The following is a 14,422-nucleotide window of genomic DNA, read 5'->3' as shown; positions in this document are numbered from 1 at the left end:
TTTGCGGCGGCGAAGCGCTGGCCGATGACCTGGCCCAGCGCATGCTCGGCCTGGCAGGGCAGGTCTGGAACCTTTATGGCCCGACCGAAACCACCATCTGGTCGGCGGCCTGGCAGCTGACCCGCGAGCAGCGCCAGCCGTACCTCGGCAAACCGATTGCCAACACCACGCTGTACATTTTGGGCGATGACCTGGCACCGAACCCGGCGGGCTCGATTGGTGAACTGCTGATCGGCGGCGACGGCCTGGCCCGTGGGTATCACCACCGCGCGGCCATGACCGCCGAGCGCTTCCTGCCCGACCCGTTCGGCAACGGCGCGCGGCTGTACCGCACCGGCGACCTGGCGCGCCATCGTCACGACGGCGTGCTCGAATACATGGGGCGCATCGACCATCAAGTGAAGATCCGCGGTTTCCGCATCGAACTGGGTGAAATCGAAGCGCGTCTGCTGGAGCAGCCAGCAGTCCGCGAAGTCGCGGTGCTGGCGCAGGAAGCGTTGGGCAGCCAGCAACTGGTGGCCTATGTGGTCGCGCCGCAACTGGACCTTGATGCCGCCGACGATCAACTGCGTCTGCGCGATGAACTCAAGGCGCGGCTCAAGGAATGCCTGCCGGAATTCATGGTCCCGGCGCACCTGCTGTTTCTCGCCAGCCTGCCGCTGACGCCTAACGGCAAACTCAATCGCAAGGCGTTGCCGGCGGTGGACGCGAGCCAGTTGCAGGCGCGTTATGTCGCCCCGCAGAGCGAACGGCAACAGCAAGTCGCCGCCATCTGGCAGGACGTGCTGAAACTGGATCGCGTGGGCCTGACCGACAACTTCTTCGAGCTGGGCGGGCACTCCCTGCTGGTGACCCAAGTGGTGTCGCGGGTGCGGCGGGTGCTGGACATCCAGGTGCCGTTGCGCAGCCTGTTCGAGCACAGCACCCTGGAGGATTTCGTCCAGGCGCTGGGCGCCGAACCGGGCGAGCAGTCGCCGCCGATGACCCGGGTCGACCGAGACCAACCGCTGGCGCTGTCCTTTGCCCAGGAGCGCCAATGGTTCCTGTGGAAAATGGACCCCGACAGCGCCGCCTACAACATTCCGACCGCGCTGCGGATGCGCGGTGCGCTGGACAAGAACGCCCTGCAACGCAGCTTCGAGGCATTGGTGGTGCGCCACGAAAGCCTGCGTACAGCGTTCGTCGAGGAAGATGGCCGCACCTGGCAGGTGATCCGCCCGCAAGGTCGCGTGAGCTTTGTCGAACAACGTCTGACTGCCAGCGATGAAGCGAGCATCAAGGCCTTCGTCGAACAGGAGACGCAACGCCCGTTCGATGTACTCGACGGCTCGTTGGTGCGTTTCGTCCTGTTGCAGGTGGGCGAGCAGGATCACGTGCTGATTCTGACCCTGCACCACATCGTCTCCGACGCCTGGTCGTTGCAGGTGATGATCGATGACCTGATGGGTTTGTATGCGGCGATCAGCCAGGGCCGGCCAGCCGAGCTGCCGCCATTGCCGGTGCAGTACGCCGACTACGCGGTGTGGCAGCGTCAATGGATGGCCGCCGGCGAACGGGATCGGCAATTGGCCTACTGGCGCGAAAAACTCGGCAGCGAACAGCCGCTGCTGGAGCTGCCACTCGATCATCCGCGTCCGGCGCAGCAAAGTTTTCGCGGGGCGCGTCTGCCGATCACCCTCGACGAATCCCTGAGCAATGCCCTGAAGGCCTTGGCCCGGCGCGAAAACGTCACGCTGTTCATGCTGTTGCTCGGCTCGTTCCAGACCTTGCTGCGTCGCTACAGCGGCCAGGCCGATATCCGCGTCGGTGTACCGATTGCCAACCGTAATCGGCTGGAAACCGAGCGTCTGATCGGTTTCTTCGTCAATACCCAGGTGCTGCGCGCCGAGTTCGACGGCCAGCTGACGGGTGCTCAATTGCTGCAACAGGTGAAGCAGACGGCCATGGCGGCGCAGATGCATCAGGACCTGCCGTTCGAGCAACTGGTCGATGCGCTGCAACCGCAACGCAACCTGAGCCATAGCCCGTTGTTTCAGGCGATGTTCAACCATCGCAGCGAAGCGGTCTCAACGCTGGCCGAATCCTTGCCGGGCATCGAGCTGGCAAACCTCAGTTGGGAACACCGCACCGCGCAGTTCGACCTGACCCTGGACACCAGTGATAACCCACAAGGCCTGCACGCCTCGCTGACCTACGCCACTGATTTGTTCGAGCCATCGACCATCGAGCGCATGGGCCGGCACTGGCTGAATCTGTTGCAGGGCCTGGTCGAGGACATCCACCGTCCGGTCGGGCAATTGGCGTTGCTCGATGACCGCGAGCGGCAACTGACGGTCGCCGGTTGGAACGCCACCGCCGTCGACTACCCGTTGCATCGCAGCGTGCAGGCGCTGATCGAAGAGCAGGTCGGTAAAACCCCGCAGGCGTGTGCGCTGGTGTTTGCCGAGCAACGCTTGAGCTACGCCGAACTCAATGGCCGCGCCAACCAACTGGCTCACGTGCTGATCGAGCAGGGCGTCGGCCCGGATGTGCTGGTGGGCATCGCGGTCGAGCGGTCGGTGGAAATGGTCGTGGGCCTGTTGGCGATTCTCAAGGCCGGCGGTGCTTATTTGCCGCTGGACCCGGAATACCCGCAGGAACGTTTGGCCTACATGTTTGAAGACAGCGGCATCCAATTGCTGCTGACCCAGAGTCACTTGCTTGAGCAATTGCCGATCCCGGCCGGCATTCGCAGCCTGGTGCTGGATCAGGACGGCGACTGGCTGGAAGGCCGCAGCGACGGCAACCCTGGCATTGACCTCGACGGCGAAAACCTTGCCTATGTGATCTACACCTCGGGCTCCACTGGCAAACCCAAAGGTGCGGGCAACCGTCATTCGGCACTGGTCAATCGCCTGTGCTGGATGCAACAGGCCTATCGGCTCGACGCCACGGACAGCGTGCTGCAAAAAACGCCGTTCAGTTTTGACGTGTCGGTCTGGGAGTTCTTCTGGCCGCTGTTGACCGGTTCGACCCTGGTGGTGGCTGCGCCGGGTGTTCATCGTGATCCGGCGCAGTTGATCGAATTGATCACCGCGCAACGCATCACCACGCTGCACTTTGTGCCGTCGATGTTGCAGGCGTTCCTGCAAGACCCTTCGGTGGGCCAGTGCAGCAGCCTGACCCGGATCGTCTGCAGTGGTGAAGCCCTGCAAGTGGATGCGCAGCAGCAAGTGTTTGCCAAGCTGCCGAATGCCGGTCTGTACAACCTCTACGGCCCGACCGAGGCGGCCATCGACGTCACGCACTGGACGTGCATCGACGAAGGTCGCGACAGTGTGCCGATCGGCCAGCCGATCGCCAACCTGGGCACTTACATTCTCGATCACGAGTTGTCGCCGGTGCCGGTGGGGGTGATCGGCGAATTGTATTTGGGCGGCGAAGGCCTGGCCCGGGGTTATCACCATCGCCCATCGCTCACGGCGGAGCGCTTCGCGACCAGCCCGTTCGGTGACGGCCAGCGCCTGTACCGCACCGGCGACCTGGCGCGTTATCGCGCCGACGGGGTGATCGAATATGCCGGGCGCATGGACCATCAAGTGAAAATCCGTGGCCTGCGCATTGAGTTGGGCGAGATCGAAGCGCGCCTGGCCGAACACGACGAAGTCCGTGAAACCGTGGTGATCGCCCAGGACGGCACGCTGTTGGTGGCGTATGTGGTGCCGGCCCGTGACGCATTGCTGCACGCCGACGACGAAACTCGCAACGCCTTGCAGCGCAGCCTCAAGGAACACCTGAGCCAGACCTTGCCGGACTACATGGTCCCGCAGCATTGGCTGTGGCTGGAAAAAATGCCGGTCAGCCCCAACGGCAAACTGGAACGCAAGGCGTTGCCCAAGGCCGACACCACGGCCAGCCGCCAGTTGTACACCGCCCCGACCAGCGCCACCGAACAGGCGTTGGTGGAAATCTGGCAAAGCGTGCTGGGTCGGCCGCAGGTGGGGATCAGCGACAACTTCTTCGAGCTGGGCGGCGATTCGATCATCTCGATTCAGGTGGTCAGCCGGGCGCGTCAGGCGGGGATTCATTTCAGCCCCAAAGACCTGTTCCTGCACCAGAACGTACAAAGCCTCGCGGCGGTGGCGAAGGTCGGCGACAGCGACTTGCGCATCGACCAGGGCCCGGTCACTGGCGATACGCCGTTGCTGCCATTCCAGCAGTTGTTCTTTGAACGCGAGATGGCCGAGCCGCACCACTGGAATCAGTCGGTGCTGCTCAAGTCCGCCAAACCGCTGCACGCACAACACCTGGAGCGTGCGTTGCAGGCACTGGTCAGCCATCACGACGCGTTGCGTCTGGCCTTCACCCGTCAGGGCGACCACTGGACCGCGCAGCATCGCTCCTTGGCCGAGCAACAGGCGCTCTGGCAACAGTCGCCGCTGCTGTGGACCGCTGAAGTCGCGGATGCCGAGGCACTCGAACAGTTGGGCGAGCAGGCCCAGCGCAGCCTCGAACTGGCGAACGGTAATCTGCTGCGCGCGGTGCTGGCGAACATGGCCGATGGCAGTCAGCGACTGTTGCTGGTGATCCATCACCTGGTGGTCGACGGCGTGTCCTGGCGGATTCTGCTCGAAGACCTGCAACAGGCCTACGAGCAGTTGCAGGCCGGCCAAACGCTCACATTGCCGGCCAAGACCAGCGCCACCCAGGGTTGGGCGCGACGCTTGCAACAACACACCGACAGCCCGGCGATGCAGGCTCAGCTGACGTTCTGGCAAGAGCAATTGCAGGATTCGCGCAATGACTTGCCCTGCGATCGACCCCAAGGCGAGTTGCACAACTGCCACGCCTTGCATGTGCAGACCCGCCTGGACAAACAGCAAACCCGCCAGCTGCTGCAAGAGGCACCGGCGGCCTATCGCACGCAGGTCAACGACCTGTTGCTGACGGCGCTGGCGCGGGTGATTGCGGACTGGACGGGCGACGCATCGACCCTGATCCAGCTCGAAGGCCATGGCCGAGAAGCACTGTTCGACGAACTCGATTTGAGCCGCAGCGTGGGCTGGTTCACCAGTCTGTTCCCGGTCCGGTTGACCCCGGCGAGCACGCCGCAGGACTCGATCAAGACGATCAAAGAACAACTGCGGGCGATCCCTGATAAAGGCCTGGGTTTTGGCGCGCTGCGCTATCTGGGTAACGACGGCACCCGCCAGGCGCTGCAAGCCTTGCCCGCGCCGCGCATTACCTTCAACTACCTCGGCCAGTTCGATGCCGGGTTTGGCGACGAGGCGGGCGCGCTGTTCACCCCGGCCAGCGAATCGGCGGGGGCGGAGCAAAGTCCGCTGGCGCCTCTGGACAACTGGCTGACCCTCAATGGCCGGGTGTATGGCGGCGAATTGAGTATCGGCTGGACATTCAGCGGACAGATGTTCGATCAGTCGACCATCGCCCGATTGGCGCAGGCTTATGCGCAAGAACTGGGGCGCTTGATCGAGCACTGCTGTGAGGCTCGACATCAGGGGCTGACGCCGTCGGACTTCCCGCTGGCCGGGTTGACGCAACGTCAGCTCGATGCGTTGCCCGTGAGGCCACGCCAGGTCGAAGACATTTACCCGCTGTCGCCGATGCAGCAAGGCATGCTGTTCCACACCCTCTACGAGCAGCAGGCCGGCGATTACATCAATCAGCTGTGCGTGGACGTCGAAGGCTTGAACGTCGAGCGTTTCCGCGAGGCCTGGCAAGCGGCAATGGATGCGCACGATGTGCTGCGCAGCAGTTTTGTCTGGGACGGTGAGTTCAAGCGTCCGTTGCAGGTGATTCACAAGCAACTGGCCGTGCCGTTCACCTTCCATGACTGGCGCGACCAGAGCGATGTGGCGCTGGCGCTCAGCGAACTGGCGGCCGCGCAGCGCCAGCAGGGTTTTGACCTTGCCGCCGCACCGTTGCTGAACCTGACGGTGGTGTGTCTCGACACCACGCGTTTTCACCTGATCTACACCAGCCATCACATCTTGATGGACGGCTGGAGCAATTCGCAGCTGCTCGGTGAGGTGCTGCAACGCTACAGCGGCCAGGTGCCGGCGAACACGGCGGGGCGTTATCGCGACTACATCGAATGGCTGACGCAACAGGACGCGCAGGTCACCGAGGGTTTCTGGAAGGGCCAGTTGGCCGGGTTCGATGAGCCGACCCGCTTGGCCAAGGCGCTGGTGTGGACCGGCAGCGATGCGGCCAACACCGCCCAGGGCGAGCACTTCCTGACCCTGGACCAGGCGCAGACCGCCGGGCTCAATGGCTTTGCACGGGAACAGAAAGTCACTCTCAACACCCTGGTGCAGGCAGCCTGGCTGCTGCTGTTGCAACGCTATACCGGGCTGGACACGGTCAGCTTCGGCGCCACGGTGTCCGGACGTCCGGCGCAACTGGCCGGGGTCGAACAGCAGATCGGCCTGTTCATCAACACCTTGCCGGTGGTCGCCAGCCCACGGGCCGAACAGCCATTGGCGCAGTGGCTGCAACAGGTGCAGGCGCAGAACCTGGCCTTGCGCGAGCAAGAACACACCGCGCTGTTCGACATCCAGCGTTGGGCCGGGCAGGGCGGCGAAGCCCTGTTCGACAACATTCTGGTGTTCGAGAACTACCCGATCTCCGAAGCCCTGCAACAGGGCGCACCACAAGATCTGCGCTTCGGTGAAGTGGGTAACTTCGAGCAAACCAATTACCCGTTGACCTTGTCGGCAAACCTCGGCGCCGAGTTGTCGTTTCAACTGAGTTTCGATCGTCAGCAGTTCGATGACGCCGCGATTGAACAACTGGCCAGGCATCTCGCGCACCTGCTGTTGCAGATGGTCGAGTCACCTGCCGCCAGTGCCGTGGGCGATCTGGCCCTGGTCTCGACCGCTGTGCGCGAGCCGCTGGCGCTGCCGGTCGATGAGGTGTGCGTGCAGCGCTTGTTTGAACTGCAAGCCGAACGCACGCCGGACGCATTGGCGTTGATTTTCGACGAGCAACGCCTGAGCTATGCCCAGCTCAATGCCCAGGCCAACCAATTGGCCCGCGTGCTGCTGCAACACGGCGTCGGCCCCGAAGTGCTGGTGGGCATTGCGGTCGAGCGTTCGACGCAGATGATCATCAGCCTGCTGGCGGTGCTCAAGGCCGGTGGCGCCTACGTACCGCTGGATCCGGAGTACCCGGCCGAGCGACTGAGCGCGATGATCGAGGACAGCGGTCTTCGCGTGGTGTTGACCCAAAGCCACCTCGCGCCGAAGTTGCCGGAAGCTGCGGGTGTGACCGTCCTGCGCCTGGATCAACTGGATTACCCGACCCGGACCGACAATCTGCCTGAGCGCAGCGGCCCGCAAAACCTGGCGTATGTGATGTTCACCTCGGGCTCCACCGGGCGCCCGAAAGGCGTTGGCATCACCCACTCGGCGCTGACCCGTCATGCCCGGGTGGCCCTGGATTTCCTCGGCCTCACGCCGCAGGACCGCTCGCTGCAATTTGCCACGTTCAACTTCGATGCCTTTGTCGAACAGCTTTACCCGGCGCTGATTTGCGGTGCCTCGGTGGTGCTGCGCGGGCCGGACATCTGGGACAGCGAAACCTGGTATCGCGAATTGCTCGACAAGCAGTTCAGCGTCAGCGACCTGACCACTGCCTACTGGAATATGTTGGCCAAGGACCTCGCGGCGGCGGGTCATCGTGACTATGGCGCGTTGCGCCAGGTGATCGTCGGTGGCGAAGCCATGCCGCCGGAAGGTGTCGCCGCCTGGGGCCAGGCCGGGCTGGGCCATGTGCGCCTGCTGAACACCTACGGCCCGACCGAAGCCACGGTCAGCGCCACTGTGCTCGATTGCAGCGACTATGTGTCCGGCCGCAGCCCGTTGCCGGTGACCATGCCGATTGGCCGGGCGTTGGGCGGCCGGGCGATTCATGTGCTCGACACCCAGGGTCAACCGGCGCCGGTCGGTGTGGTCGGAGAACTGGTGATTGGCGGTGAGCTGCTCGCACGGGGCTACTTCCAGCGCCCGGAATTGACCGCCGAGCGTTTCATTCCCGACCCGTTCGATCCACTGGGCGGTGGCCGCGTGTACCGCACCGGCGACCTCGCGCGTTATCGCGCCGACGGCGTGATTGAGTACGTCGGGCGGGTCGATCACCAAGTGAAGATTCGTGGTTTGCGCATCGAGCTCGGTGAAATAGAAACCCATCTGCTGAAGGTTCCTGCGGTGCGTCAGGCACTGGTGGTGGCGCAACCGGGCGCCATCGGTCAGCAATTGGTGGCGTACGTGGTGTTCGACGATCCGGCGCAAGCCAGTGCCGATTCGTCCATGCTGGCGGCGTTGCGCGGTGACATCAAGGCACGCCTGAAGGCCAGCCTGCCGGATTACATGGTTCCGGCCCATGTGCTGTTCCTTGAAGGCCTGCCCCTGAGCCCGAATGGCAAGATCGATCGCAAGGCCTTGCCGGGCGTCGATGCCAGTCTGCTGGCGTCGGACTTTGTCGCGCCTGAAGGGGCATTGGAGCAGCAGATCGCCACGGTCTGGCAGGACGTGCTGGAACTGGATCAGGTCGGCCGCGACGATCACTTTTTCGAACTGGGCGGGCATTCCCTGCTCGCGACGCAAGCGGTCTCGCGCCTGCGCAAACTCACGGCCTGTACGTTGAGCCTGCGCGACCTGTTCAGTCATCCGCGACTCAAGGACCTGGCGGCGTGGATCGCGCAGCAGCAGGGCACACCTGAGCCGAACGGCCACGGTGTGGTGCTCAAGGCCCATGGCACCCGGCACAGCGCACCGTTGTCGCTGGTGCAGCGTCGCTTGTGGATCGCCGAGCAATTGTCCGGCGGCACCGCGGCCTATGGCATGCCGATGGCCTTGCGTTTGCGCGGTGAACTGTCGGTGGAACGGCTGATCAGCAGTTTCGCCGAGGTGGTGCGCCGCCATGAAGTGCTGCGCACCGCGTATACCCAGGACGATGAAGGTGACCCGATTGCCGTGATCGCCGAGCAGGTTGAACTGGATTTCCCGGTGATCGATTTGTCCGGTCTGTCCCGCAGTGCCCAGGAAGAACGGGTGGCACAAGCGGCACTGGAAAACGCGCGCACGCCGATTGATCTGGAACACGCACCGTTGTTGCGTGGGCGGATCCTGCACTTGGGGCCGACCGAGCATGTGATGCTTTATGCGATGCACCACATCATTTCCGATGGTTGGTCGATGGGCTTGCTGGTCAACGAACTGGTGCAGATTTACGAACGCACCAAGGCCGGTGACCCGAACCCGTTGCCGGCGCTGGACGTGCAGTATTCCGACTTCGCGCTGTGGCAGCAGGAACTGGAGCAGCAAGGCGTGCTGGCGCGTCAGGCCGAGTACTGGAAAGCGCGGCTCGCGGGCTATGACGGGCAACTGAAGTTGCCATCGGACAACCCCCGTGGTTTGACACCGTCCTATGCGGGTGACGCGGTGCAGTTCCAGCTCACCACGCCACTCAGCACGGCCTTGCGCAAGTTGTCCATGGACGCGGGCGTCACGCTGTACAGCACGCTGCTGGCGTCGTTCCAGGTGTTGTTGCACCAGGTCAGCGGCGTTGCGGATGTGTTGGTCGGTGCCGACGTGGCCGGGCGTGAACAGCCGGAGCTTGAGCAGTTGATCGGCTTCTTCGTCAACGTCTTGCCGTTGCGTTCGCAGTTCGACGCCGCCACGCCGTTCGCCCGATTCCTGGGCCAGACCCAGGAAACCCTGCTGAGTGCCATGGAGCATCAGGACCTGCCGTTCGACATGATCGTCGACGCCTCGGACGTGCCGCGGCACAAGGGCATGAACCCGCTGGTGCAAGTGTTGTTCGTGATGAACAACCTGCCGGGACGCACCCAGGCCCTGGGCGGTTTGAGCGTGGAATCGCTGCCGGCGCTGGAGACCCATTCTAAATTCGACATGGCGTTGTTCGTTGACGATGAAGCAGGGCAATTGCTGGGTAATTGGCAATTCGCCACAACCTTGTTCGGACACGAGCGCATTCAGCACCTGGTGAAGGCCTGGATAGCCCTGTTGGAACAGATCGTCGCTGATCAGGACATTCTATTGGGAGCTATCAGCATGCCAGTCGACAATTTAGCGGTGGCCGCCAAGCCTGCCGTCCCCGGACCCAAGGCCGACAAACTCGGCAAGTTCCTCAAGCGCGGCGCCATCCCGGCGGCCAAGGCCCGACCGGCGCCGATACGCGAATCGCTGATCGCCGCGCCACAGCCGTTCCCGCTGTTGCTGGAACCGAACGAGCCGCATCTGGACTTGATCGAGTGGATCAACAACAACCGGCCGCTGATCGAAGAAAAACTCGCCAGGCATGCCGGGATTCTGTTCCGTGGTTTCGAGCTGGATGGCATTCAGGGCTTCGAGGCGTTTGCCGAAGCGATCCAGCCGGGGCTTTACGGCCAGTACGGCGATCTGCCGAAGAAAGAGGGCGGCAAGAACACCTACCGCTCCACGCCGTACCCGGAACGCAAGATGATCCTGTTCCACAACGAGAGCTCCCATCAGGACCGCTGGCCGCGCAAGCAGATGTTCTATTGCGAGCAAGCCGCGCCCATTGGCGGTGCGACTCCGGTGGTGGATTGCCGGTTGATGTACGAAAAACTGCCGGCGGACCTGCGCGACAAGTTCGAGGAAAAAGGCCTGCTTTACGTGCGCACCTTCACCGACAACCTCGACGTGTCCTGGCAGCACTTCTTCAAGACCGAAGACCGTGCCGAAGTCGAGGCCCGTTGCCAGGCCGGTGGCATCGAATGGCGCTGGCTCGACAACAACGAATTGCAAACCCGCACCCCAGGCCCGGCCATCATTCGTCACCCGGTGACCGGCGCCAAATCGTTCTTCAACCAGGTGCAACTGCATCACATCTATTGGCTGGAGCCGGACGTGCGGGAAGACCTGTTGTCGATGTTCGGCCTGGACCGCTTGCCGCGCCATGTGTTCTACGGCGACGGCACGCCGATCGAAGACGAAGTGATGCAACGCATCGGTGACTTGTACGAAGAATGCGCGGTGCGTTTCGACTGGCAAAAAGGCGACGCCATCCTGCTGGACAACATGCTGGTGGCCCACGCCCGTGATCCGTTCGAAGGCCCGCGCAAGATCGTCGTGGCCATGGGCGACATGTTCGACCGCAGCGCCCTTGAGCGCGTAATGAATACCGAGGAAACCGGAGCATGAACGAGGTATCGATGGAGCAGCAGGACCTGGGTTACGCCTTGACGCCTGAACAGCAACGGTTGCTGGAGCAGTTGCCCAAGGCCCCGGCCTGTGGTGATGCGCTGCATTTCCTGGAGATCGAGATCCGCGGCGCCCTCGATCCGCAGCGAATGCAAAGCGCGCTGGATCGCTTGCTGGCGCAACAGCCGATGCTGGTTGCGCGGCTGGGCAAGGCGCCGGGATTCCATGGTGTTCGGCAGTTCGTCGGGGGGGCGGAGCGCTTCCCGCTGAGCGTGCAGGCGCGGGTCGATACTCCGGCCGGTATTCAGGCTCAGCTCAGCGAATGGTCGGAACGTGCTTTTGTCGTCGGTGAATCCGAGGGCGCGCAAGCGGTGCTCTATCGCCTGGCCGATGATCAATGGAAATTGGTCTTGGGCCTGGCCCGGCACAGCCTCGATGAAAGCGGCGTGCGGTTGCTGTACCAGCAATTGGTGCGGGCCTATGGGCAACCAACGGCGGCGGACGATGATGAAGAGACCGGTGAATTCACCCAGTACCTGGAATGGCGCAGTGAAGTGGTGCTCGACGAAGACGCGGCCGGCGCACGTATCTACTGGCAGGAACACCTGCAAGGCGCCGATCTTGATCTGAGTACTCCGTGGCTGGCCTATCGCAATGGCAATCCTGGATTGTCGTCGGCCACTCAGTCGCAGGCGCTCACGCTCGATCCGGCACTGCGCAGCGGTTTGCAGCAAGTGACCGGGGCGTTGGAGCAATCGCCGAGTGTGGTGCTGCAAGCGGCCTGGTGGCTGTTGCTGGGTCGGCTCAGCGGGCATCAACAGGTGCTGGTCGGTGTGCGGCATGACAGTCGCGAAGATTACCAATACTTCAGCGATGCCGTGGGCGTGTTCGAGAAAACCTTGCCGCTGAACCTGACACTGACGGCGAATGCAGGGTTCAGCACTTGGGTGGCGGAGTTGGCGGCGCGTCTGGATGAGCACCGGACGTGGCAGGAATACTGGTCGCCTGAACTGGCGCCGACGGCGGCTCACCCGGCGTATGGTTTTGCCGTGTGCCGGGCCATGCAAGCCGCGACGTCCGCTGATCTGCAATGGACTCCGCGTTCGGCCATGCGCGAAGCACTGTTTGAATTAATGCTTGAACTGCAAACGGACGAGGCGGGCAACGCCCACGCGTTCCAGCTGCATTACAACCCGGCCCGCTACTCGGTTCAGGCGATGGAAGGGTTGCTGGCGCAGTTGCGCGTATTGCTCGAAAACATCGTTGCCAATCTTCACGCCGAACTCGGTCAACTGAACGTGTTGGGAGCCGCCGAACAGCAGCGCTTGCTGGCGATCAACCCGCCAGCGCGAGCACTGGTCGATAGCCGGTTCTTGCCGCAGCGCATTGCCGACTGGGCCCGGACCACGCCGCAAGCCATCGCCCTGACTGACGGCGATCAACGCCTGAGTTACGGGCAGTTGCAGGCGAAGGTCGAGGTGTTGGCCCAGGCATTAAAAGCCCAGGGCATGGGGCCGGGGGCTATCGTCGCGCTGGCCTTGCCACGCTCGGCGGAGCTGGTGATCGCCATGCTCGCGGCGTGGCGCATCGGCGCGGCGTACCTGCCGCTGGACCCGCAATGGCCGCAAGCCCGTCAAGCCTTGATGCTGGAACAGGCCGGCGCTGCGTTGCTGCTGGTCGACGCCGGGCACATCGCGCAATGGCACGATCATCCGTTGCCTCTGGCGACCATGGATCGTGTGCTGCAATCGGCCCCGGCGAGCACGTCGGCCATCACCCTCGACACACAGGGCGATCAGGCGGCGTACGTGCTGTTCACCTCCGGCTCCACCGGTATGCCGAAAGGCGTGGTCATCGAGCACCGGCAATTGCTCAATTACACCGCTCAGGTCAGCCAGGCTCTGGGGCTGGAGCAGTGCCAGCAGTTCGGCTTCACCTCCACGGTGGCGGCGGACCTGGGCAACACGGCGCTGTTCGGCGCCTTGTACAACGGCGCCGCGCTGCATGTGGCCAGCGATGAGCAAATGCAGGACTGCAATTTGTTTGCCGATTTCCTGCAACGGCAGGCCATCGATTGCCTGAAGATCGTTCCGTCGCACCTGGCCGCGCTGCTCGACAGCGAACGCGCGCAACTGCCGCGCACGCTGGTGCTGGGCGGCGAGCCGATTGCCCAGGCATTGGTACAACGGATCGCCGGTTTGCGCAGTGATTGCCGGGTGTTCAATCACTACGGCCCGACCGAGGCCACGGTCGGCGTGCTGGTTCATCCGCTGCATCTGGATGCGGCTGTGCCTGACACCGGTGTTCTGTCCCGGGTGCTGGGCAACAATCAGGTGTTTGTACTCGACGATAACCTGCAACTGGCGCCGGTCGGTGTGCTGGGCGAGTTGTACCTCGGCGGCGCGCAGTTGTGTCGCGGCTACGTGAATGTCGAGGCCGATTCGCAAGTGTTTATCCAGAGCCCATTCAATCCGCAGGAGCGCCTGTACCGCACCGGCGACCTGGCCCGCTATCGCCCGGATCTGGCGATTGCGTTGCACGGTCGGCGCGATCAGCAAATCAAGGTACGGGGTTTTCGCATCGAACTGGCAGAGATCGAAGCCGAGTTACTGCGTTTGCCGCAGGTCGCGCAAGCACTGGTGTTGCCGGGTCAGTCCGCGCAAGACGGGATGCTCGCTTTCATCGTGCCGCATCAGGCGCCTTCGGCGACTTTGCTCGACGCCGTTCGCGACGAACTGGCGCTGCGTCTGCCCAGTGTGATGCTGCCGCAGCACTTGCAGTTGATCGACAGCTTCCCGCGACTGGCCAACGGCAAAGTCGACCGCAAGGCCTTGCAGCAACTCGCGTCCACCTCGGCTGACGATGAAGGCATGCAGGCCCGCGATGCTCTTGAGCAACTGCTGGTGACGCGCATGGCGCAGTTGCTGGGGGTTGAGCGTCTGGGCATCGACCGGGACTTTTTCGCCGCCGGGGGCCACTCCTTGCTGGTGATCAAATTGGTGGCCGGCATTCGCAAGTTGTTGCAGTGCGAAATCCAGCCGGGCGTGGTGTTTGACCATCCGACCGTGGCGGGTCTGGCGGCGGCGTTGCGCTCCCGGGAAAGCAGTCCGGGTCAGTTGGAGAAAATGGCCCAGGCGCGATTGCGTCTGGACAACATGAGCCCCGAAGAAAAAGCGTTGCTCACCGAAAAAGCCCGGCAACTGCAAAACGCCAAGGCTGCACAAAACGGTTGA

At 63.3% G+C, this 14,422-nt stretch carries 2 protein-coding genes (1 of these 2 running past the window's edge); both read left to right on the top strand.

Features of this window, described 5'->3' with window-relative positions; translation table 11 throughout:
* Positions 1–11,189 carry the 3' portion of a non-ribosomal peptide synthase/polyketide synthase gene (locus tag AC1RO5_RS25950; RefSeq protein WP_493178415.1) on the top strand. The gene continues 2,329 nt to the left of window position 1, outside the view, so the window shows 11,189 of its 13,518 coding nt (coding positions 2,330–13,518); its start codon lies beyond the left edge, outside the window; it ends in the stop codon at positions 11,187–11,189.
* Entirely contained in the window at positions 11,186–14,422 is a 3,237-nt protein-coding gene (locus AC1RO5_RS25945; protein ID WP_493178414.1) for a non-ribosomal peptide synthetase, read from the top strand. Before AC1RO5_RS25950 ends, AC1RO5_RS25945 begins: the two co-directional genes overlap by 4 nt.

The sequence above is a fragment of the Pseudomonas sp. GW822-FHT02G04 genome (assembly GCF_058802085.1).
The sequence above is the reverse complement of the archived record's forward strand: the minus strand, read 5'-3'. Positions and strand labels throughout refer to the sequence as shown.